Below are 23,378 nucleotides of genomic sequence, written 5' to 3' on the forward strand. Positions count from 1 at the left end.
AAAGAGCTTTTTACTCAATTAGGTTGCTCCAAAAATTTCACCACTAACACCTGTGACATTTTTACTGAAAGTGCCAGATCCTGTACCTGGATTGAGAGTGATTTGTTGTCGATTTGCTGTGTAGCCCAAAAGAATGCCATTCTCAAAGTCTAGACCAAATACACCAGAGAAGCCAATATTACCAATCCTGGTAGCCGTGCCATTCAGCCCGATAGAAAATAAGACATCGCTTCCTACACCGTCCGATGTAGCTAAAAATCGGTTATTTACTGGGTCGAATACTATGTCTCCACTGCTAGAGAAACTAGATCCTAAGTTAGCTACAGAGGATACAGTGCCTGTAAAGGGGTCAACAGTATACAGATTAGAATTGCGTGCAGCTGCATAAAGTCTATTATCAGCAGAGAACCCCAAGGCATTAAAAAATCCTGCCCCAAGGCTTCCAATCCGGGAGGATGCACCTGTGATTGGATCGATACGGTGCAAATCATTAGACGTGATTCCGAAAAGCCTACCATCATTAGATAAAGCTATATCAGTAAACGCAGGGCCACGGGCAATTTCTCTAAATGTTGCAGTTAAGGGATCAATTGTTCCAATTTGTCCGCTGCTAGTAGAAATGAAAGACGGTATTAATCTAGGTACAGCAGGGCGTCCCTCCCGAAAACCATAGTTTACATAGTGCTGAAATGCCTGTGCAAAATTTAAACCTGCGGCCCTCAAATCTGGATTAGCATCCAGATAATAGCGGACATTGAAGTTTTCTGCCGAAACCCGTCCGTCATTAATACCAGCCGATCGGAAATGCTCAAATCTTTGCTCGTTATTATTTATACCCGCTAGCGCCAAGTCGGGGTTGACAGCCGCATAGAAAGGCACATTCAAGCCATAGGAAAACCTGCGCCCATCGGCAATACCAAAACTTTGCAGATGATAAAAAGCTTGTAAATTGCTATTTACCCCGCCCGCCGCCAAGTCGGGATTGCCAGCGCGATAAAAGTCGAGATTGACAAAGGGCGAGAAGGGACGCCCATCGTTAATACCAAATCTCAGAAAGTGATCCACCAGCTGAGTATCTGTAGTCAGTCCAGCTGTACGTAAGTCTGGGTTGGTCCCACGGTAGTAATTCACGTCGAACAGGTTTACCGTCACTTATCATCCCCCGCCAGTTATATAAGTTTTTTTTATATAACAGTTTAAGCGGGCAATGTCAATAGCTCGGCTCGCCTACCGATCTGTTCTCTATGCTGACGGGGATTTAAATGCAGCCTTGAATTTAGAGCGACTTAGGCAATATTTGTTGTTTCGCCCCTCTACCCCCCCAAATCTGGGGGGAACAGGAGCTTACTCCCCCAGATTTGGGGGTAGGGGGGCTTACTCCCCCAAATTTGGGGGTAGGGGGGCTGCACCCGAACGCCTAAAGGCGCGGCTACACGAACTCATACCGCCTACGCGGTCTTAAATTCAAGGTGCGTAGGTAGGCTTTGTGGGTGTGTTACTTCAGCGATGGAGAGTGCCAACTATTTTTACTTATGTTCTGCTATGATAGATATCCGAGCGGATGTGGCGGAATTGGTAGACGCGCCAGATTTAGGTTCTGGTTCCGAAAGGAGTGAAGGTTCAAGTCCTTTCTTCCGCATGGCAGACAAAGTAAAATTGGGACGTATTCTCAGCTGTCGCGTGTCAAATTATTTGTCTGCGGGGTTGAGTTTTGAGATGGCGACGACGCTGCAACGGTTGAGGGAGAAGGAATCCGATCTCAGCGGGGCGGTTTATGCTGTGGTGGGATTCATTCAGAGCGATCGCTCCAACTGGTAGAGTTTGAGATGGAGAAAGCGATCGCTTCCTTAAAATGATGTTAGAGGATTGGAGGTTGGTGCCATGATTCAAGCTATATCCAAGTTAATTACTTTTGATGAGTTTCTGGAATGGAAAACAGAAAAGGGACGCTACGAACTACATGACGGAATTATTGTTGAAATGCAGACCACAGGAAAACATGAAGAAGTTGTTGAATTTTTGCAAACGGAGCTAACCTTAGAAACTCGCAGGCTGCAACTTCCTTATCGATTTCCTAGAAATGCCCTGGTTAAATCTCTGAGTCAAGAAACGGGTTATTTGCCTGATATTTTGGTAGTTAAACGTGATGCTTTAGTCTTAGAACCTTTGTGGGAAAAATCCTCAACAATTACTCAAGGCTCGTTCATTCCTCTAATCATTGAAGTTGTCAGCACAAATTGGCGCGATGATTACGGACACAAAATGATCGATTATGAAGCATTAGGCATTCCTGAATATTGGATTGTAGATTATTTGGGTTTGGGTGGTAATCGTTATATTGGTTCTCCGAAACAGCCTACTTTGTCGATTTATCATTTAGTAGATGGTGAGTATCAAATTAAGCTGTTTCGGGGAGATGAAAAGGTTGAGTCGTTGGTGTTTCCAGAATTGAATTTGACTGCAAAGCAAATTTTTAATGGTGGATAAGTATTCAGGCGATCGTACAACACCGCAGACACCACCCGTCTAGTCTTGGTAAGGGTGGATGCTTTTTGCGTTCTAAACTGTTCGGCATTTAAACTGGGTATTTTGGAGGCTGAAGCCCTTGACTGGCTTAGATAGCCCCAGAAATTTAAATGTTTAACAGCTTAAACTAGCCTCAAATTGTCGATCGCATTTGAAAACCGATCGAAAGATTATTCGCTGGCATGGTATAGGTTTTGAGTAGGGAGAGATTTTGAGATTGGGCAACTGCCACTACCTCATCGAGATCCCGCACCCCCCACTCAGGATTTTGCGATCGCAGACTCTCATCAAAAGCTGCATTGCTGGCTGCGGTATGCACGCCACTCTGTTTAAAAGGCCCGTAGAGATACAGAATGCCACCTGGAGGAAGAATCCGCCTCGCGCCTGCCATCAATCCTAAACAGGCTGACCAAGGGGCAATGTGAATCATATTAATGTTGACGATCGCTACAATTTCGTCACGCTTGAAGTCTAGATTTGACAATGGTTTTGGGAGTTCATCCCGTTCGATGGCCCAGATGCGAGCGCAGACATCAAGTGCGATCGGAGGATACAAGTTATCTGCCGGAAAATGCGATCGCCATGCTGCTATGCTAAGCAGCGCCAGCGGATTGGGGTCAGAAGGAATCCATTTGCGGGGATGGAGTCGGGGAGCGAAAAAGACCGCGTGTTCTCCTGTGCCGCTGGAGACTTCTAACACCGTGCCTGTTGGCGGCAGTACTTTTAAAAGTACCTCCAAAATAGGCTCTCGATTGCGTTGTGTTGCTGGGGCATATTGTCGGGAATCTACGAACTCACTCATCTGGGCGCTTCAATCGTCGAACTTCACTATTCTCGCTCAGGATAGTGCTACAAAACTAGACGGACTGTGGATATGACCGTTTTCAGCAAAGCGCCGATCGATAATTTTTTGATAGACTGCGATATAACTTTCGGTCATCCGTTCCATACTGAAGTTTTTCAGTACATGATCTCGACACGCATGGCGATCGATCTTTGCTACTTTATTAATAGCAGCGACAGCTTCTTCAACGCTGTTACACAAGAAACCAGTCTTTCCGTCGGCAATCACTTCTGGCACCGAACCCAGGGGCATCGCAATCACTGGTGTACCAACTGCCATCGACTCTATCATGACTAATCCAAACGGTTCGCGCCAGGTAATGGGGAACAATGTTGCTATTGCACCGCCCATCAACGCACACTTTTGCTGGTGGTTCGCTTCACCCAAATATTCAATTTGTTTGCCATCAATGTGTGGCTTGATTTCGCGATCGTAATATTCTACATCAACCGCATCTACTTTTCCAGCGATTTTCAAATGCTGGCCCGATCGCTGAGCAATTTCTATTGCCAAATGCGTTCCTTTTTCTGGCGAAATTCGCCCCAAAAAAGCGAGGTAAGGCGGTTGTTCCGGCTTTTCGCGGAACTCATATATGCCCGTGTTAATGCCGTTGTAAACCGTACCGACATAGTTTAAATTTAGCCTTGGCTCCCGCTGAGAATTGGAAATACTAACATAATTCTGGCGGCGAGCATGGACAAAAAGCTTCTCGTTATCGGGGGTGAAAATGCCGTGCAGCGTGTGGACTGTAGGCGTTTTTACCAAATTTGCGTAAGGCAATGCAGCACAACCCAGATGGGAATGAATAATGTCAAATTCCTGCGCCCTTTCGTACACCTGACTGAGGTGCAGCATTTCGTAAATGCCCGGTTCTTTGACTGTAGGATCTAAACGCAAAGCTCGTGGGTGAACCGATTCTAAGTTGGCAAGAGTGAGAGAATCACCTGAAGCAAATAAAGTAACTTCATGTCCGCATCGTACTAATTGATCGCAAAGCAAGCCGACAACCAGTTCAATACCTCCATAAGCTAGAGGTGGTACTCTTTCCCATAATGGGGCAACCTGAGCAATCCGCATTTTAATCTCCTTTCTGATTGGAAAAATCTAGCTTTGGCTAAAAGGTTTGTGCAACTAACTGCGTTTTAGTCCAGGTAATAAAACAGAAATAACACCGATCGTCGGGAATCTGTGATTCTGCAAAATACATCTACCTCTCTAATCTAGATAGATGGCTTTAGCTATCTACCCTCACGCCAAAATCAAACAAGCGAAGCCATAATATTCATGGCTTTGATGAGTTAAATCTTGGTATCTCAAAAATAATATAGTAATAATTACTTAAGCGAGCATCTACCAAAGGATATAACTAGGAAGATATAAATTAAATTTTGATAGCTTTTAGCTAGATGGAGTAGTGTAAAAATCGGAAAATTATGTTTATAGCTAGGGACTAGGGGCTAAGAGTGCTAGGGGCTAGGGAAGAATGGTTTATAACCAAGGGTTTCAGGAATTAAGAATGTCTTAACCGCCCTAAAGTTGCTATAATTATATTATTGTACTAAACTCATAAAAGTGTTAAAATTGTTTAGATATAAAATCTACCAATTCAATTGCGAAAATTGCATAATGCAAGGGCGATCGCGCACGGTATAAGCTAGAGCCATGTAGTAATCGTGGGGTGTCGCCCAGGATTCATCCTTTCCCAGCAGGTAATACAGGTTATCTGCAAAGGCCCGTTTTAGAGCCTGTACAGTCATGCCAGTGCGATCGTCCTCTACCTGGATTTCAATCGGTGAAGTAGGTTTGATGGATGTGTTTGCATCGTCTGGTTGCGGTTGGGATAGTTTGCGATCGTTGCGATCGTCGCTTTGAGTCATTACTTAGCCTCCTAGTCTGCTTAAACCGAACACCGTCCAAACCCGGTTTCTAAGGGCGCGGCAGTTATAAGTTTAATTATGAAACTTATTATGAATTGGAAATCTAGCTTTAACAAAGATATGCAAAATGACCCTCGAACCACCGAAGAGTTAATCAAACTTGCACTGGCTGAAGAAGATCGAGATGCGTGGCTGTATCTAGTAGGTGTTTTACACTTTCGCGGTAACTTTGAAGTATTTCAAGCTGCATCAAGGTTGTGCAAAAGCGAAAATCCGCAGGAAAGAAGGCTGGGAACAAATATATTAGGTCAACTAGGAATACCCAAGAGAACTTTTCCTAATGAGTCTTTGGCAATTCTCCTAAAAATGCTTGAAACCGATGATGACCCTGATGTTTTGAGTGCAGTAGGAATTGCTTTAGGCCATATAAAATATCCTAGATCAATTGAACCATTGGTAAGATTGAAAGACTCCCCTAACGCTGATGTCTGTTATGGGGTTGTTTTTGGTCTATTATCTCAAGAGGATGAACTGGCGATCGACACATTGAGCGAATTGTCTTCAGATCCTGATGAGGATGTTAGAAACTGGGCAACTTTTGGATTGGGGTCGCAAATCGAAACAGATTCAAAAGTCATACGAGAAGCCTTATTTCAACGTCTAATTAAAGAGGGTCGCAAAACAGACACTGAGGCTGAAATACGTGGAGAGGCATTAGTTGGTTTAGCTAAAAGAAAAGATGAGAGAGTAGTAAATCCGCTAATCGAAGAACTGTCATCTGGTTGTGTGGGAAGGTTACCCGTTGAGGCTGCCAAGGAAATAGGAGATGTCAGATTGTATCCCGTTTTGATCGAATTGAAAGAGTGGTGGGATCTCGACAGCGATTTGTTAGAGGAAGCTATTAATAACTGCAAGAATAAGAACTTCGGCTCTTTCGGAGTTGCTATGCTTTTGTTCACTTAAGAACATTTTTATTGATTTTCTCCTCTCCCACTCTCCCCCTCTCCCCCTCTCTCTAAGTATTTTTACTCAACCTTTATTCACGTGAGAAGCATCTGTACAGGTAAATAAGTAAAATTGACCTATTTTGACAGTTACATAAATTAATGGTGAATTCTCGCTATTAAAGGCCATCTTTTATGAAAATTGGATGAAGTTTAAATTCTATAGAGGTAGAAAAGATAAAATAGAAGTCATTTTTAAATTTTGTTGGTTAAGCTGCCTTACTAAAAGGTTAAAAAACTGCGTCAAAGCCTAAGTATCTTAGACTACAGAAACCCCATTATATATTTGCTATTTTGTTAGCTATATTAGTACAAAAACTGCTAAGTACTGTTTTTGTTATATATCCAAAGCCAAAATTTATGCCTGAAAAAATGACTAGAACTACTAAAAAAATCGTAAAGGAGCGACGAGACTATAACACTTGGGTTGCTAATGAAACTATCGAAGATTATTCTCTGCGCTACGCTCCTAAATCATTTCGGAAATGGTCGGAATTTGCGGTTGCTAATACGGCTCTGGGAGGCATTTCTTTTCTGGCATTAGAAGCAATTGGCGGTTCGCTAATCATTAATTATGGTTTTATCAATTCATTCTGGGCAATCATAGTTGTCAGTGCAATTATTTTCTTGACAGGCTTACCGATCGCTTACTACTCTGCCAAGTACAATATAGATATCGACTTATTAACCAGAGGTGCGGGCTTTGGCTATATAGGCTCGACTATTACCTCATTAATTTATGCGTCATTTACATTTATTTTTTTTGCTCTAGAAGCCGCAATTATGGCTCAGGCATTGCAACTCTATTTTAATTTGCCTTTGGCAATTGGCTATATACTTTGCTCTTTATTAATTATCCCTTTAGTTTTTTATGGCGTGACGCTAATCAACAAGTTGCAGTTATGGACGCAACCAATTTGGCTAAGCTTAATGATTTTGCCGTATATTTTTGTTCTCCATAAAGAACCAAATGCGATTAACAATTGGCTGAACTTTGCGGGAAATTCGCCGAGTGGTGCTGGTTTTGACCCGTTGTTATTTGGCACTGCCGCAACGGTATCGTTCTCTTTAATTGCTCAGATTGGGGAACAGGTGGACTACCTGCGATTTTTGCCCGATCGCAAAAAGGAGAACCGCTTCCGGTGGTGGCTGGCCGTGGTTTTAGCTGGGCCAGGTTGGATTATTTTAGGAGGTGCAAAGCAGTTAGGGGGAGCTTTTCTAGCTTCTTTGGCAATTAATCGCGGCGTGGAGTTGTCCCTTGCTAAACAACCCATCTATATGTATATGGCGGGATTTGCGGATATGTTCTCCCGTCCTGATGTAGTTTTATCGGTTGCTACCTTATTCGTGATCGTTTCCCAAATCAAAATAAACGTTACCAACGCCTACGCAGGATCTCTAGCTTGGTCAAACTTTTTTTCCCGACTGACGCACACTCATCCGGGAAGGGTGGTTTGGTTGGTATTCAATGTTGCGATCGCGTTACTCTTGATGGAATTGGGAGTATTTCACACCTTAGAAGCCATCTTGGGATTGTACTCTAATGTTGCGATCGCCTGGGTAGGCGCTGTAGTCGCCGATCTGGTTATCAATAAACCTTTAGGATTGAGTCCCTCCTATATCGAATTCAAACGAGCTTATCTATACAACTTTAATCCAGTCGGATTCGGCTCAATGGTTATCGCTTCAGCCGTAGCGATCGCCGCTTTTGTCGGCCTTTTTGGCATTTATGCCCAAGCCTATTCCCCCTTCATCGCTTTGGTTTTGGCTTTTGTTCTCTCTCCTGCGATCGCCTTCATCACCAAAGGAAAATACTATATTGCCAGGACAAACCTTCATACCCACAATTTGACTTCGGATTCCCTTTTAACTTGCTGTATTTGCGATCGCGATTATGCCCTGGCAGATACCGCTTACTGCCCCGTATATGATGGATCGATTTGTTCGTTATGTTGCAGTTTAGATGCTCAGTGTCACGATAGCTGTAAGACCTCCCACAAAAATTTCGCCAGTTTAAGAACAACCATATCACGGGTAATTTTTGGTGACAAAATTTCCCCTAAAAACGGAATTAGAATTATTAAATTCATCGAAATATTTTCATTAATTTCTGGATTGTTCGCATTAATTTTCACCTTAGTCTATTATCTAGGAGTATGGCGATCGCCACAAATATCACAATCATTACATTATCTATTTATTCAAATATTTATACCTTTATATGTCCCCTTAATATTATTAACCGGAATTGGCACTTGGTGGTTCGTTTTAAGCGAAGAAAGTCGGGAGTTAGCCGAAGATGAACTCGACAAACAAAATCAACTACTTCAACAAGAAGTCGCGGAACGCAAACAAGTCGAAGCAGCCTTGCAAAAACTTACGCACGAGTTGGAAATTCGAGTAGAACAACGAACTGCTGAATTATCCGAAGCGCTGAGAAGTTTAAAACAAACTCAGACGCAACTTGTTCAAACTGAAAAAATGTCTAGCCTGGGACAACTGGTAGCAGGAGTAGCTCACGAAATTAATAATCCCGTTAATTTTATACATGGCAACTTAGAATACGCCAATAGTTATGTTAAAGATTTACTGACACTGATTGAAATATGTCAAATAGAGATGCCAACATTAACGCCAAAAATACAGCAGCAAATAGAAGAAATAGAACTAGAATTTATTCAAGAAGATTTACCTAAATTGCTTTCCTCAATGCGCGTAGGAACCGAACGCATTCAAGCAATTGTGCTGTCGTTGCGGAATTTCTCTCGATTAGATCAAGCAGAAGAAAAAGCTGTGGATATCCACGCCGGAATAGACAGCACCTTAATGATTCTGGGACATCGACTCAAAGCAAGGCCCGAACATCCAGCCATAGAAGTTATTAAAGAGTATGGCAACTTACCTTTAGTGGAGTGCTATGCCGGACAGATAAATCAGGTATTTATGAACATTTTAGTGAATGCTATTGATGCCTTAGAGGAAAAAAACTTTTGCCGCGACTTTGCAGATATTCAGGCTAACCCCAATCAAATTATCATTCGCACAATTGTTTTAGAGGGAGGTGAGTACATCAAAATTTGTATTCGAGATAATGGCCCTGGTATCTCGTCAGAGGTGAAGCAGAAATTGTTTGACTACCAATTCACTACAAAACCTATAGGTAAAGGCACTGGTTTGGGATTATCCATTAGCTATCAGATTGTGGTAGAAAAACATGGGGGAACGTTAAGTTGTGCATCGGATTTAGGAAAAGGAACAGAGTTTGCGATCATCATTCCTATTTATCAATCCTCTAAAAGTTCTTCATCTAGTAATATCAAACAGATATGCTTACAGTCTTATAGCTAGGGGCTAGGGTAAGAAAGGTTTATTATCAAGGGTTTGGTGGAATTAAGAATGCCTTAACCGACGAGAGCGGTTGCTAGATCTTCAAATCGCAGGCTCATAGCGAAAGTCCATTTTAATGGACTTGATATTTTACAATACTGTCTTAACCTATAGGGCTCTTTCGGAGTTGCTATGCTTTTGTTCAACTAAGAACATTTTTATTTCTCTTTCGGAGTTGCTATGCTTTTGTTCAACTAAGAACATTTTTATTTCTTTTCGCCTCTCCCACTCTGCCACTCTGCCACTCTCCCCCTCTCCCACTCTCCCCCTCTCCCCCTCTACTCAAATAGCATAGTAAGTACGGAAGAGCCGTTTTTATTTCTTTTCTCCTCTGCCCCTCTGCTGAAATAACATCGTAAGTACGGAAGAGCCTATCTTGTCGGCTGGCATCGTTTTATGGCTGCCAAATCCCTAAAAAAGTACGAGTTGAAAGTCGGGATTAATCATAGTTGCCGACTGGGATATAGTAATTTCAAAGCAGCTTCTACTCGTTCGTATTCTGCCGCGAGTTGGCTTACCAGTTTAGATGCACCGGCAGTATTAGCGGTATTGCCCATTGCTTCCAATTCGCCGCATATTTGAGCAAGGGGAATTGCGCCAAGGGTGGCACTTGTAGACTTAAGGGCATGGGCTGAGAGTTGGAGTGTGGAGGCATCTGACTGGGCAAGGGCATTAATAATAGCTTGGAGTCTTTGGGGCGCGTCTTCCAGGTAGCTGTCCACGATCTCGGCGAAAACTTCTGTATTTCCATCTTCGCATAGCATTTCCTTTAGAGCTTGGAACTTGTGGGTATCGATCGCAACTGGGAACACTTTGAGTGCTGAGTGCGAATGCTCCTCTGCTCCTGGGCCGACCCGATCGAGTACTTGTCCGTAGTTTTTCAAAGCTTGGTCAAGTGCCTCGATTCGGATCGGTTTGCTGATATAATCATTCATTCCGGCTTTGAGGCACTCTTCGCGATCGCCCTGCATAGCATGAGCAGTCATCGCAATAATCCAAGGACGAGGAGATTTTAGATTATTGGTTTTCTCGTTAACGTCAACACATTTCTGACTCTCATCCGCAGATTCCCATCTAAAATTGTCAGGCCATTCTCGATCGATTAGACGAGTCGCTTCCAGTCCGTCCATTTCTGGCATCTGCACATCCATGAAGACGACATCGTAAGGCTGGCGGTGCAAAGCTGCCAGTGCCTCTAAACCGTTGTTGGCAACATCGGCGCGATAGCCCAACTTCTGTAGCATCTGCAAAGCTACCTTCTGGTTTAAAGAAACGTCTTCCACCAGTAAAATGCGTAGAGGCAGATGTTGTGCTAACTGCGGATCGAATTGCGGCGGTGACGATTGGGAAGAACGTACAGAGATCCGTTGCTTGCTAAAAATACGAGCAAAAACATTGTAAAGGTGAGATTGCTTAATTGGCTTACTCAAAAAGGCGACGAATTTAGCTTTTTCTCCAGTTTCTTCTTGTGTAATGCTGCCCAAAGAACTCAGCATCACCAAGGGCAATTCCTGACAGCTTGGTAAAGAGTGGATGTGGGCTGCCAAACTTAAGCCATCCATCTCTGGCATCTGCATATCTAAAACCGCAATGTCAAATTGCTCTCCAGAAACAATCCATTCCAGAGCTTGCCAGCCGCTAAAAGCCGATCGAACTTGCATTCCCCAAGATTCCGCTTGCAAGGTGAGAATTTTGCGGTTAGTGGCGTTGTCATCCACTACTAGCAGTCGTTTGCCAGCTAAATGCGGCCCAGGCGGAATCTCAAAGTCAAGTAGCGAAGCGGCAGCGGACAAGAGCCGCACCGTAAAATAAAACGTAGAACCTTGTCCGGCTGAGCTTTCCACCCACATACCGCCGCCCATCATTTCGCTCAGGCGTTTGCTAATTGCTAAGCCCAATCCAGTCCCGCCATATCGGCGAGTCATTGAAGAATCAACCTGGCTGAAAGGCTTAAATAGTCGCTCTATTCGCTCTGGGGGAATACCGATTCCTGTGTCGGTGACGGCAAATTGAATTTCAAATTTCCGATCTGAGATTTCAGATTGAGAATTTTCTTCTTCAATCTCCAATTGTTTCGCTGTTACTGAAACGACGACTTCTCCGCTTTCTGTGAATTTGACGGCATTACCGAGTAAATTGACTAAAATTTGCCGCAGTCGCGTCACATCTCCGACGATCGCACCTGGTGTCTGGGGTTCAATTAGATAAGCTAAATCCAGATTCTTTTCAGCTGCTGCGGGAGCCAGCAGATCTAACGCTTCCTCCACACAACTGCGAAGGTTGAAAGGTTGTTTCTCTAAGTCCAGCTTGCCAGACTCAATCTTAGAAAAATCGAGAATATCGTTAATGATGGTAAGCAAGGCGTCGCCGCTTGAGCGGATGGTTTCTACAAAATCCTGCTGTTGGGAATTGAGGTTTGTATCCGGCAGCAATCCTGTCATGCCAATTACTGCATTCATGGGGGTGCGAATTTCGTGGCTCATCATCGCCAGAAATTCGCTTTTTGCCCGATTCGCTGTTTCTGCTTCTCGTTTTGCCTGTGACAGAGCAAAGTTTTTGATGGTAAGTTCTTCGCGCTGTTGTGTTTCTTCCTCCAGTAGATTAGCTTGTGCAAGGGCGATCCCGACTTGAGCGGCGACGGATTCCAATAGCTCGATTTCATCGTCTGTCCACTGGTGGAAGTAAGCGCATTGATGCAAGCAGATTGCGCCGTTGGGCTTACCCTGGTAGGAAGTGCGAATCGCCAGCATTGATTTCAACCCCATCTGGCGCAAAATGGGTTCGCTCTCTTTCAATAGAGGATCGGCGTAAACATCTGGGGAGGCTAGAGATCGATCTTGAGCAAGCATCTTTTCTGCATGAGGATTGCCAAGTACGGGAAGTTTTAAATTGAGAACGGATGCGTAACCGGGTTCAAGATACTCGGCAACAAACGGAATCTGAGGTGTGGGAGAAGCAACGTAGGTATGAATCAAGCAGCGATTGACACCAAACGCCTTAGCTAGCACTTTGCTAGCTGTCTCAAAGATTTGTTGGCTCTCAAGGCTCTCGCGAATTTGTTCGGTGATTTGCTTAAGCAACAAAGTTCGTTGAAATTGTTGTTGCAGTGCCTCCTGCGCCTGTTTGGTTTTGGTGATGTCAAACCGGATTGCGAGGTATTGAAAGGGTTTTCCCTTGTTATCTAAAAAAGGAACAATTGTGGTGTATACCCAATAAAACGTACCATCTTTGGCTCGATTTTTCATCTCGCCTTGCCACACCTTACCGCTGCTAATGGTTGACCAAAGCTCTTTAAAGAAAGCTGGAGGATGATAATCGGATTTGATTAAGTAGTGAGTTTGTCCGATCAGTTCTTGTTGAGAGTATTGGGAAATTTCACGAAATTTTTCGTTGGTATAGGTAATTCTGCCGCGATCGTCTGTTATGACAACGATCGCAGCCCGATCTACAGCAAATTTTTGAAATGCCAGTTCTTGTAACGTTTTTTGGAAAGCTTCTTCTGAACGTTTCCGTTCGGTGATATCGCTACCTATGCCCATAAATCCGGTGATATTTCCGGCGACGTCGCGCAGTGTCGTGATCGACAGCAGCACTGGAAAGCGGGAACCGTCTTTACGAATATAAGACCATTCGCGCTCATCCGTTTTGCCACGGCTTGTTTTGGCAATAAATACTTCAAAGCCAGGTTCAATTGTAATTTCAAGCTCTTGCGATAGTTGTTTTGCCCGTTCGGCGATTTCATCTTTGTCGTGGAGAATGGCAGGAGTTGTTTTGCCAATTACTTCTGCTGCTGTATATCCCAGCAATCGTTCGGCTGCGTTGTTAAAGGTGCAAATTATGCCGTCTTCTGTTGTTGAAATAATTATATAATTGGTGCTGTCCAGAATCGCTTGCTGAAGTGTGGCGATCGCTTGCAGTCTTTCTTGTGTTTGTTCTCGTTGAGTTATTTCTTCTGCTAACTTTCGGTTGATAATTTCAACCTGTTTAGTGCGAAGCTTTGCGGTTTGTCCAAAATATACTGCCAAGGCTAGTATCCAACCCGTCAGCAAGCCACTAATCAATACTACTGTAGTCAGCGGAGAATATATTTTTTCTATCAATTTTGGTGTAGGCCATATCTGCGTCTCCCATTTGGAACCATAAAGGTTAATTTCGATTTTTTCGCTCCATTTTTGCTGGTATTGCTTATTTTCGGCATTGTGTTTGTAAATTTCTTCTTGACCGTCAAATATAGCGATCGCGTATTCATCCCTCGAATGTTCTTGTAAAATCATCTCAAGTAACGGCTGAAGTCTAAATACACCAATTATAAAGCCGTTAAACTTTTGGCCTTTAAAAATGGGTACATAAGCTAAAATTCCTTTGCCTCCCTGAAGCAAATCTATAGGTTTGGTAATAGTTATTTTTCGCTTTTTTAGGGCATTTTCTAGAGCAGTCTGTCGTCGCTCCTCAAAGGGAAGGTCAAGGTTTCGATCTGCTTCATTAGCTGCTAGCGGTACAATCCAGCGGACGTGAAATGAAGGATCTACCCACTCGATCGCCTGGAAACCGCCAAAGTCATTTATGTAAGATTTTGCATCTGCTTCCCACTCCTTTCTGGGTGTTAAGTCTCGAATTTCCCAGCGCTGACTCATCCGATTCAGCGCTTTGATGCGAGTTTCTACTTGCGCTATAATTGCAGTTTTTGCCAGGGATGATTCTATCCGCACTAAGTGTCTAATTTGCTCGTTTTTTTGAGCTAGTAGACTTTGCCAAATTATCAGAGTTGTAATTGAAATTGCCAGTCCAATTAAAATTGACACCCATGACAATTTTTTGCTAATCTGTTTTGGTGGAAATATCATCATTTTAGCAAGCAATACTAATTTAAGAGAACTTTGTTTTGATTATACTGCGAGAAGGGCTTTCTGAAAAGCCACAGCAAAACTTAGTCACTATTGGCATTTAGCTATAAAAATGAGTAGATTGAGTAGAATTAGCTAGTTTTTTTTGGGGAACTGCATTTACCCCCACCTGCGCCACGAAATCAGTCGATCGCAAGCACGTTTGGAGTCCCTTAGCTGTGACTTGTCAGAGCTTCCGCAAGCTGTTGGGCCACGCACTTATCGTCTTCCACTAGCAAAATTCTCACGACGGCTAGTTATCCAAAATATATTTTTGCGTAATCACTAGAATTGCACTATTTTGAGATTAGTTAATTTTTTCGGTAAAGAGCGATCGCAAATCCCAATTTTGTGAGCAACATGGTAGTTAACCATCAATGCCTATAGCCCGCATTAGCGGCATACAGCGACGATCGTCATGAGCAACTTCCCAGATTTTTCCAACCACGGCTATCAAGTTGAACGAGAACTGGGCCACAATCGCGCCTGTGGTCGAGTCACCTACTTAGCAATTAATACAAATACGCATCTACCCGTAGTAATAAAACAGTTTCAGTTTGCCCAATTCGGTGCCAGTTGGTCAGACTACGACACTGTAGATACAGAAATTCAACTGCTGCGGCAGCTAGATCATCCCAGCATCCCTCACTATCTCAATTCATTCCAAACCCCAACCGGCTTTTGCTTAGTACAGGAATACAAACAAGCCCCCTCTCTAGCACAGCCACGCTTCTTAAAGCCAGAAGAAATCAAGCAAATTGCCATAGCTGTTTTAGAGGTTTTAGTCTACCTGCAACAGCAAATTCCGACTGTGATTCATCGGGATATTAAACCCGAAAATATCCTGATTGACCAGGGCTACGACAAGAATCGCCCCTACGTATACCTGGTAGATTTTGGGTTTGCCCGCAGCGGCGGCGGAGAACTTGCTGTCAGCAGCGTAGTCAAAGGCACCTTGGGATTTATGCCTCCAGAACAATTGTTCAATCGCCAAGTCACAGAAGCCTCTGACCTCTACAGTTTGGGGGCGACGCTGATTTGCCTGCTGACTAATACAAAATCAACAGAAATCGGCAACTTAATCGATGAAGCTTACACCATCAAGTTCAAGCATTTACTGCCAAACTTGAGTCAGCAGTTTATGGACTGGCTGGAAAAAATGGTGGCACCCAACCTCAAAAATCGCTTCGATAATGCTGCTGCTGCCTTGGAAGCACTTCTAGCTATTGATGTTATTGCCAATCCCACAACATTAGAAATGCGATCAAGTGCCACAAAACTCAGGATGGGAAACATCGCAGTAGGATTGGCTACCTTCGGCGGCTTTCTCGCTTGGTTCGGCACAAGTTTGGTAATTTCCACTCTCTCCCATTCTCAAAAACTGGAAATTCCCCAAGATGGCTTCCGGCAATTGCTGGTTACTAATGAATGTTTTAGATGCGAACTCACAGGTGCTGACTTAAAACAGATCAATCTATCCGGTGCCAAGCTAGGGAATGCCAAGCTGGGGAATGCCAACCTATCCGGTGCCAATCTCCGGTATGCCAACTTAGAAAATGCCAATTTAGGGAGTGCTAGGTTAGCTTACGCCAATCTAGGCGGTGCCCAGCTATCCTATGCCAACTTAGGAGATGCCAATTTAATGGGTGCCAAGCTATCCTACTCCAATCTGGAAGGTGCCAACTTAATCGGTGCCAACCTAAAATCTAGCAAGCTGGGTTATGCCAACTTAGTAAGTGCCAACCTGTCGAATGCGAACCTCTCTGGTGCCAACCTATGGCGTGCCAAGTTAGGTTATGCCTACCTCAATAATGCCAAGCTTAAGAGTGCGGACTTAAATGGTGCCCAGCTAAACGATACCAAACTTGAAGCTGCTGATTTAGGATCTGCCGACTTAAGAGATGCTAATTTAGAGCGTGCTGACTTAAGGGGTGCTGACTTAAAAGCTGCCAATCTAGAGGGTGCCGTTCTCGGCGATTCTAAGCTGTGGGGTACGTATCTGGAGAGTGCCAATTTAACCAATGCGGATCTCAAAGGTGCCGATTTGAGGGCTGCTAATTTAAGCGGTGCCAATTTAAGCGGTGCTTACCTGCGGGGTGTTAATCTGCGGGGTGCTAATTTAAAAGGTGCTAAGCTCCAAGGTGCTTACTTGACGGATACTAACCTCAAGGGTGCGACAATGCCCGATGGATCTATCCACAAATAGATGACTTTTGTTTCGCTTAACCCGAAATGGGCAGGCACGGGTGTCTGCCCTTATGGTTATAGCTAGGGACTAGGGGCTAGGGGCTAGGGACTAGGGTCAGTTGTCAGTGGTCAGTTGTCAGTGGTAAAAATCAAGATTTCCAGAGCAATCATTGGCAATTTTTAGTGGTGAGTTATTTCCGCCATCCTGCACTAGTCCCTAGCAATCTTAGCCCCTAGCCCCTAGCCCCTAGCTAAGCTGCTACGCATTTAATTTTGATATTGAGCCTGATGGGGAGATGGGGGGATGGGGAGAGGGATTGACAGTTTGACCCGACCCTCGGAAATATACAAGCTTTGATGCGATACAAGCTTATACACTTCGCGATCGCACCCACTCCCGAAACTCCCGCAATCGCGCATTCTCACCTTTTTCAGGGTCTAACTGCATAAATCTCGGCAATTCTTTGACTGGAAATGACTCAAATGCCAGACTCGTTTCTGATTCTATATAACCTGTATCAGTGAGAATATTTATGATTATTTTTCCATTTCTAAAACGCCAAACTTCGGGCACTTTAAGTTCTGCATAAATTGCCATTTGATCGATTGATGAATGGGTTGTATCAATCTCAATTGTTAAGTCAGGTGGTGGGTCAACGGTGAGATCGATCTTTAATTTGCCACGAACAGCAGGTTCATTTTGAATGTAAAAAGATTCATCAGCTTCTTTACCAACAGCATGGGGTTCTGAACGCCAAGTGGTAGATTTTACACCGACAATTTCGAGTCCCAGTTCCTCAGAAAGTGCCGCTACTAGGCGTCCGAGTGTCCAGCTAAACCTTTCGTGGTCTGATAATGGCGTCATTAGTTCTAGAGTTCCCTTGTAGTAAGTCATGCGTGGCGTTGAATGTTCTGCAAAAATTTCCAACAACTGTTCGTACATTTCCCAACTGATGTCATGCAGCACAATGTAGGAACTTGTTGGTGGTGGAGTAGCGGCGGTTAGGATTTGAGTCATAATATTAGTTGAGCTTTACTCTTACTATAAATTTAGCAAATATGCGAAGATGGCGATATGCTTACAGCGGGCTACACCAACGCTTTTGAGGAGAAGATGGGAGTGCGATCGCGCCAGGGAAACAACAGTTCAATATTTGGTAATTAATGCTTTGGAAACCTTGGAGTTGATTGAATTGCGAATTTTCGATTCGGAAACTGGAAATTATTACATTCGCACTCCCAGTCCTGTGCTACCTGTGGCACACTAAGTACGGAAGAACCCATAATATTAGTATGGATTTACCAAATTGGTTCAAGATTGAGAACAAATCCAGGTAAAACATCTTCTCCCAATAAACTAACAGGAAATTCCAGCACTTCAACTTCTTGACCTTGGCGATAAATTTCAACTCGTCGCGAAGCTCGAACAATCAACCATCCCAAACGAATACCGTTATCCATATACTCCTGCATTTTCTTTTTAGTTGCTGTCCAGTTAAATAATTGTTGCGTCAACCTACCGTTGCGGTTTCCCGTTTCCCCTCCCGTCGGTGGCATAATAATTAATTCTCCGTTAGGATTGCGTTCAAATCTTAAATCGCGATTATCCTGACATAGCTGGAAAAATTGCTCGTCTGTCAGTTTAATTATGGAATTGAAGTTGACGGTTAAAGCATTCATATCGAAATTAACAAGGTGAAAGTTTGCTTATTTTTGGATTTAACTCGTTAATCCTTCTGATGTTCAACATAGGTTCGCAGAACAGCATTCATCAAAGATTGATAACCCTTTCCTTGGCTTTTAAACCAATCTAACACATCGCTATCAACCCTGATAGAAATGGATTTTTTGGTGATGGGTTTTACCAGTTTTGCTTTTGACCAAAAATTCGCATCTAACTCAGGAATATCAGATGTATCAATGGCGTCTTCTGGGAGGTTTTTTAATTCTTCAAGTCGTTTCGGCGAGATAGTCATAGTAGGTTTTTCTTTCTTGTGGAGTGGCTTTTCTGGCAGAAATGATGCGGATAACTCCATTTCTTTCAGTATGCACTACGGTGACGATAACGACACCTTGTATTGCACCGATACTGATTTCTCGGATTTCTCCGTAGTCAAAACGCTCATCAATGGCGGTAAAAACAATTCCGTCAAAGATTTCTTGAGCTTCTTCAAAGCTAATGCCATGTTTTCTCAGATTTTGGGCGTTTTTGCCTTCATTCCATTCAAATGGCATGAGTAAGTATATACAAAACGTATCTACTTACTAAGATATCATAAACGCGATACGCGCTACGCGCAAGCTTCGCCAACGCGCTTTTCACCTAAGCAAACATCAAACGACTTTTCGCTTCAGGTATCGGACGACCCAACTCTTGTGCAGTTTCAACCCATTCTTGCATGATAACTTCTACATTTTGCAGCGCTTCCTGATAGGTTTCTCCATCAGCAGCACATCCCGGTAATTCTGGTACTTCGGCAATAAATGCCTCGTCTTGGTTACTCCAGTAAATAATAATTTCATAACGCATCGTTATCTTGATTTTCCAGTTAAACCTGCTTGTTCTATACCCAAGTCTAGACCAAAAGCACCTGCAAAGAGGGAAATAGAAATAGGTTTACCGTCTATCATGGTTGTGACTAATTTGTTTACTGAGATAAGATTACTATGGATTTACCAAATTGATTCAAGATTAAGGACAAATCCAGGTAAAATATCCTCTCCTGACAAAGTAGTAGGAAATTCCAGTACTTCAACTTCTCTACCTTGCCGATAAATTTCTACTCGCCGTGAAGCTCGAACAATCAACCACCCCAAACGAGTACCATTATCCATATACTCCTGCATTTTCTTTTGAGTAGCAGTTAAACTGTCACTTGGAGAAAGTAATTCAACTACAAAATCAGGACAAATAGGCAGAAATTTCTGTTGTTGTTCCGATGTTAAAGCATTCCAGCGTTCTAAAGGTATCCAAGCTGCATCAGGAGAACGATCGGCCCCATTTGGTAATTTAAAACCACCAGAAGAATCGAAAACTTTACCCAGTTTACTTTGCTCGTTCCAAATCCAAACTTGTGCAGTTAGTCCAGCATTGCGGTTGCTTGTTTCTCCTCCTGTCGGTGGCATAATAATTAATTGTCCATTAGCATTGCGTTCAAATCTTAAATCGCGGTTATCCTGACATAGCTGGAAAAATTGCTCATCTGTCAGTTTAATCGAGTTGAAGTTTAGCGTAAAGGCAGTCATATTAAGATTCGGTTATTTGGGTTATCCGAGGCAACGGTTCAGAATTTACTACAATTATAAAATTAATCACCGTGTCCGATTCTCTCGCAATAATTCTACAATATCGCACTTTCGGTAAAATGAGAGTGCGTTGGCATAGCCTGCGCGTAGCGCGTATCGCATACCGCACCCTACGCCAACCGACTTTTCACCTAAGCAAACATCAAACGACCTTTTGCTTCAGGTATCGGACGACCTAACTCTTGTGCAGTTTCAATCCATTCTTGCATGATAATTTCTACATTTTGCAGCGCTTCCTGATAGGTTTCTCCATCAGCAGCACATCCTGGTAATTCTGGCACTTCAGCAATAAATACTTGGTCTTCGTTACTCCAGTAAAGAATTATTTAATAACGCATCTTCATCTTGATTTCCCAGTTAATAATTTACAATTACTATAGTCGGATATTGTTTTGAGGATGAACTAGGTTATAATTTTGATTAACACTAAGAACGCCCAATGAGTTCAAGAGAAATTTCATGCCTACTGAGTTAGCAGTTGATACCCTAATACCGCTTTCTATCCAAGAACGGAAAGCAATAATTTTGCATCATGCTTCATTAATTGATGTTATTAACATAACAGACGAAGATTTGCATAATGCTTACAAATTGGGAAAAGTTATTGCTTCAATAGCATCAGCATATTTTAAATATCAAATTGAACAAGATAATCTAAACGAAACTGTTCTAGAATTGGAAGCACAATCTAGTTTAATTCGCAGTAAAACTGATAAATTTGCCGAAAAGTTTATTGAGTGGCTAAAAGAAGATTTTGAAAGAAAGAATGCCATCCTCGATCGTCATCCTAACCCTATCAATCTTTTTGAACTTTGTGGAGCTAAATTGCTAGTAACTAGCAACTCTGTCACCAGAACCCTTAGCACAAAAATGGGGCTACTTTGGGAAGACATATCTAATATTAGTCCTTACGTGATTATACCAGAATTTGAATTTGGAATTAAGATTACGGGTGTTGATATTGTGATACTTTCCGAAGAAATAGTTAAATTTGCACAGTTAAAAACTCTCAGAGGTACATTAACTGGTTCTCAAATACCTAGAGCTAAAAAAGAATTAGGTATTCATCAAAATCCTTTGTTCATAGCTGCTTTTGATTTGGGTCAATGGACATTTCCAAAAAACCCTAATATTCCTCGCATTGCTGGTAAGGAATTTTGGAATAGCATTCATATAGATTACGATCTTGTTGAAAATAATGTGAGAAATATGTTACAGAAAATAGATAAGGCTTTTGCTGAATTGGCTGCTAGCTAAATCAAAAATAGTTGTATGGTGCGTCAGGCTTTCGTTATAAATCGATAAATCAGGGTTTGACTGTCTGACGCATCCTACTTAACAAGTAAGTTGGGGAAGTTATACAAAATTTATAAAGAAAACAGTGATAGTTGTTCAAATATTTCCTTTCCTTTTGGCTTATTTCCTTGAATAAAATCAAAAAGATAAATACCAATTTCTTTAGCTAACAATACTGGAACTGCATTACCAATTTGTTTGTATTTAGAACTTACTGAACCATAAAAAATCCAATCATCGGGGAAAGTTTGGAGCTTCGCACATTCGCGCACGCTTAAAGGGCGCAATTCGACAGGGTGACACATATCTGTCGCTTTCTGATGAGGACTGGTAGTTACTGTTGGTGAAGGCTTATCCCAAGATAATCTTCTATAAAAACCGACTTTCCCGCCTCCTGAATTGTAAGCGCCTCCCATTGCTTCTTTGATTAATTCTGCTGGTAAATCTCTCCAGTTTTGTCCTGCTTTTAGTAATTTCAAATACTTTAATCTGCTTTCTGAATAAGCTATAAATTCTAACTCTGGATCGACTAAACCTGTGAAAGCGTCCCTTAAAGTACGCCACTTAGGTAATGTTTTGCCATTTTTGCAATATTTAGGTAAAGGAAATGTAGCAGCTTCGCTATCTCTAGAACCAATAAATATTATCCGTTCTCTGTTTTGGGGAACGCCGTAATCTGCCGCTTCTAAAAGATTATAAACTACACTGTAGCCTAGTTCTTTCATTTCTGCTAATACCACCCTCAACGCCGCACCTGACATTTCATCAGGTTCTAATGGTGGGTAATTTTTTCCCCTTTGATTAATTGGTCTATGGCGAATAGGTGCAGACAGCAAACCTCTGACATTTTCCATTAAGAAAAAACGAGGTTGCACTTCTTTAACAATGCGAATAAACTGCATAAATAAACTGCCGCGCGGGTCAATCACTGAACCTCTTTTTCCGGCGGTACTAAATGGCTGACAAGGTGGGCCACCAGTCACTAAGTCTACTTCACCAGGACGTAAAGCGCGGTCTAATTTTAAAACTCTTCCTCCTTCTGCAAGTAAATCTTGGGTACTAACTTTTTCGATTTCTCTGGGAACTGCACTTTCTTGAAGATGTGGTTTATTGAGAGCGATCGTTTTTGTGGCATCGCGGTCTTTTTCAACTACAGTTATTGTGTTAAAACCCGCTTGTTCTATACCCAGGTCTAGACCAAAAGCACCTGCGAAGAGGGAAATAGAAATAGGTTTACCATTTATCATTTTTGTCACTAAGTACTTATTGAGATAATATTAGTATGGATTTACCAAATTGATTCAAGATTAAGGACAAATCCAGGTAAAATATCTTCTCCTGACAAACTAGATGGAAATTCCAGTACTTCAACTTCTCTACCTTGCCGATAAATTTCTACTCGCCGTGAAGCTCGAACAATCAACCACCCCAAACGAGTACCATTATCTATATACTCCTGCATTTTCTTTTTAGTTGCACTTAAACTATCACTAGGAGAAAGTAATTCAACTACAAAATCAGGACAAAGGGGAAGAAATTTCTGTTGTTGTTCTGAATTTAAAGCATTCCAACGTGCTAAAGGTATCCAAGCTACATCAGGAGAACGATCGGCCCCATTTGGCAGTTTAAAACCTGTGGAAGAGTCAAAGGCAATACCAGTACCATCAACATCTGTCCAGTTAAATAACTGTTGCGTTAACTTACCATTACGGTTTCCCGTTTCCCCTCCAGTTGGCGGCATAATAATTAATTCTCCATTAGCATTGCGTTCAAATCTTAAATCGCGGTTATCCTGACATAGCTGGAAAAATTGCTCGTCTGTCAGTTTAATCGAGTTGAAGTTTAGGGTAAAGGCAGTCATATTAGGATTTGGCTATTTGGATTATTCAAGGGAACACTTCACAATTTACTACAATTATAAAGTTAATCACTGTGTCCGATCCTCTCGCAATAATTCTACAATATCGCACTTTGCCAAAAATGAAAGTGCGATATGCCTACGGCAGGCTACGCCAACGCATCTAGGTCTGTTAGTTCTCAATAGTCGGATGGGGCGATACGCGCTACG

20 protein-coding genes, 1 tRNA gene and 1 pseudogene are annotated in these 23,378 nt (G+C 42.5%); 8 read left to right on the forward strand and 14 right to left on the reverse strand.

Going from position 1 to position 23,378, the window contains the following annotated elements:
- Positions 1-18: 18 nt before the first annotated feature.
- Positions 19-1,152 carry a DUF4394 domain-containing protein gene (locus tag LAY57_RS01680; RefSeq protein WP_249064555.1) on the reverse strand — a complete coding sequence of 378 codons (1,134 nt, stop codon included), beginning with the start codon at positions 1,150-1,152 and terminating at the stop codon, positions 19-21.
- 405 nt (positions 1,153-1,557) lie between these two features.
- On the opposite strand from LAY57_RS01680, the gene LAY57_RS01685 reads away from it, so the two are divergent.
- The 3 genes from LAY57_RS01685 (at position 1,558) to LAY57_RS01695 (ending at position 2,487) form a co-directional block, all read left to right on the forward strand.
- Positions 1,558-1,639 (forward strand) — tRNA-Leu (locus tag LAY57_RS01685).
- Entirely contained in the window at positions 1,639-1,818 is a 180-nt protein-coding gene (locus LAY57_RS01690; protein ID WP_249064556.1) for a hypothetical protein, read from the forward strand. The genes LAY57_RS01685 and LAY57_RS01690 overlap by 1 nt, the downstream gene beginning before the upstream one ends.
- A gap of 63 nt (positions 1,819-1,881) precedes the next feature.
- Positions 1,882-2,487 carry a Uma2 family endonuclease gene (locus LAY57_RS01695; protein WP_249064557.1) on the forward strand — a complete coding sequence of 202 codons (606 nt, stop codon included), beginning with the start codon at positions 1,882-1,884 and terminating at the stop codon, positions 2,485-2,487.
- 172 nt (positions 2,488-2,659) lie between these two features.
- Here LAY57_RS01695 and LAY57_RS01700 read toward each other — a convergent pair whose 3' ends face one another.
- From LAY57_RS01700 to LAY57_RS01710, 3 genes and pseudogenes are all read right to left on the reverse strand, one after another.
- Positions 2,660-3,328, reverse strand: coding sequence for a DUF938 domain-containing protein (locus LAY57_RS01700; protein WP_249064558.1), 669 nt, complete (start codon positions 3,326-3,328; stop codon positions 2,660-2,662).
- Between the two features lie 36 nt (positions 3,329-3,364).
- On the reverse strand, positions 3,365-4,447 hold the full coding sequence (locus LAY57_RS01705) for a glycosyltransferase family 4 protein (RefSeq protein ID WP_249064559.1): 1,083 nt from the start codon (positions 4,445-4,447) through the stop codon (positions 3,365-3,367).
- 557 nt (positions 4,448-5,004) lie between these two features.
- Positions 5,005-5,247 (reverse strand): annotated as a pseudogene (locus LAY57_RS01710) (hypothetical protein); the annotation flags it as partial.
- A gap of 90 nt (positions 5,248-5,337) precedes the next feature.
- Between LAY57_RS01710 and LAY57_RS01715 the strand changes: the two are divergent.
- On the forward strand, positions 5,338-6,210 hold the full coding sequence (locus tag LAY57_RS01715; protein ID WP_249064560.1) for a HEAT repeat domain-containing protein: 873 nt from the start codon (positions 5,338-5,340) through the stop codon (positions 6,208-6,210).
- Positions 6,211-6,611: 401 nt separating this feature from the next.
- Positions 6,612-9,599: an ATP-binding protein gene (locus LAY57_RS01720; RefSeq protein WP_249064561.1), complete on the forward strand. Its 2,988-nt coding sequence runs from the start codon at positions 6,612-6,614 to the stop codon at positions 9,597-9,599.
- A gap of 482 nt (positions 9,600-10,081) precedes the next feature.
- On the opposite strand, the gene LAY57_RS01725 is transcribed toward LAY57_RS01720, so the two are convergent.
- Positions 10,082-14,440 carry a response regulator gene (locus LAY57_RS01725; RefSeq protein ID WP_249064562.1) on the reverse strand — a complete coding sequence of 1,453 codons (4,359 nt, stop codon included), beginning with the start codon at positions 14,438-14,440 and terminating at the stop codon, positions 10,082-10,084.
- A gap of 499 nt (positions 14,441-14,939) precedes the next feature.
- Between LAY57_RS01725 and LAY57_RS01730 the strand changes: the two genes are divergently transcribed.
- Positions 14,940-16,727: a serine/threonine-protein kinase gene (locus LAY57_RS01730; protein WP_249064563.1), complete on the forward strand. Its 1,788-nt coding sequence runs from the start codon at positions 14,940-14,942 to the stop codon at positions 16,725-16,727.
- A 351-nt stretch (positions 16,728-17,078) separates the two neighbouring features.
- Here the strand turns inward: LAY57_RS01730 and LAY57_RS01735 are convergent, their stop codons facing one another.
- Positions 17,079-17,726, reverse strand: a complete 648-nt coding sequence (locus LAY57_RS01735) for a Uma2 family endonuclease (protein ID WP_249064564.1) — start codon at positions 17,724-17,726, stop codon at positions 17,079-17,081.
- 49 nt (positions 17,727-17,775) lie between these two features.
- Between LAY57_RS01735 and LAY57_RS01740 the strand changes: the two genes are divergently transcribed.
- The gene (locus LAY57_RS01740) at positions 17,776-17,976 is read left to right on the forward strand and encodes a hypothetical protein (protein WP_249064565.1); all 201 of its coding nucleotides are present in this window, start codon (positions 17,776-17,778) and stop codon (positions 17,974-17,976) included.
- A 31-nt stretch (positions 17,977-18,007) separates the two neighbouring features.
- Here LAY57_RS01740 and LAY57_RS01745 read toward each other — a convergent pair whose 3' ends face one another.
- From LAY57_RS01745 to LAY57_RS01770, 6 genes are all read right to left on the reverse strand, one after another.
- On the reverse strand, positions 18,008-18,388 hold the full coding sequence (locus LAY57_RS01745) for a Uma2 family endonuclease (RefSeq protein WP_249064566.1): 381 nt from the start codon (positions 18,386-18,388) through the stop codon (positions 18,008-18,010).
- 47 nt (positions 18,389-18,435) lie between these two features.
- Positions 18,436-18,684, reverse strand: coding sequence for a BrnA antitoxin family protein (locus LAY57_RS01750; RefSeq protein WP_249064567.1), 249 nt, complete (start codon positions 18,682-18,684; stop codon positions 18,436-18,438).
- Positions 18,659-18,943, reverse strand: a complete 285-nt coding sequence (locus tag LAY57_RS01755; protein ID WP_249064568.1) for a BrnT family toxin — start codon at positions 18,941-18,943, stop codon at positions 18,659-18,661. Before LAY57_RS01755 ends, LAY57_RS01750 begins: the two co-directional genes overlap by 26 nt.
- An 88-nt stretch (positions 18,944-19,031) precedes the next feature.
- Positions 19,032-19,238, reverse strand: a complete 207-nt coding sequence (locus LAY57_RS01760) for a type II toxin-antitoxin system HicB family antitoxin (RefSeq protein WP_249064569.1) — start codon at positions 19,236-19,238, stop codon at positions 19,032-19,034.
- A 143-nt stretch (positions 19,239-19,381) separates the two neighbouring features.
- Positions 19,382-19,954, reverse strand: coding sequence for a Uma2 family endonuclease (locus LAY57_RS01765; RefSeq protein WP_249064570.1), 573 nt, complete (start codon positions 19,952-19,954; stop codon positions 19,382-19,384).
- Between the two features lie 191 nt (positions 19,955-20,145).
- Positions 20,146-20,295 carry a type II toxin-antitoxin system HicB family antitoxin gene (locus LAY57_RS01770; RefSeq protein WP_249064571.1) on the reverse strand — a complete coding sequence of 50 codons (150 nt, stop codon included), beginning with the start codon at positions 20,293-20,295 and terminating at the stop codon, positions 20,146-20,148.
- A 178-nt stretch (positions 20,296-20,473) separates the two neighbouring features.
- On the opposite strand from LAY57_RS01770, the gene LAY57_RS01775 reads away from it, so the two are divergent.
- Complete coding sequence (locus tag LAY57_RS01775) at positions 20,474-21,271, forward strand: hypothetical protein (RefSeq protein WP_249064572.1); 798 nt, start codon at positions 20,474-20,476, stop codon at positions 21,269-21,271.
- A gap of 110 nt (positions 21,272-21,381) precedes the next feature.
- On the opposite strand, the gene LAY57_RS01780 is transcribed toward LAY57_RS01775, so the two are convergent.
- Both LAY57_RS01780 and LAY57_RS01785 read right to left on the reverse strand, forming a co-directional pair.
- Positions 21,382-22,557, reverse strand: a complete 1,176-nt coding sequence (locus LAY57_RS01780; RefSeq protein ID WP_249064573.1) for a DNA cytosine methyltransferase — start codon at positions 22,555-22,557, stop codon at positions 21,382-21,384.
- 41 nt (positions 22,558-22,598) lie between these two features.
- On the reverse strand, positions 22,599-23,171 hold the full coding sequence (locus tag LAY57_RS01785) for a Uma2 family endonuclease (RefSeq protein ID WP_249064574.1): 573 nt from the start codon (positions 23,169-23,171) through the stop codon (positions 22,599-22,601).
- Positions 23,172-23,378: the final 207 nt, after the last annotated feature.

It is taken from the genome of Argonema antarcticum A004/B2, from assembly GCF_023333585.1.
GTDB lineage: Bacteria > Cyanobacteriota > Cyanobacteriia > Cyanobacteriales > Aerosakkonemataceae > Argonema > Argonema antarcticum.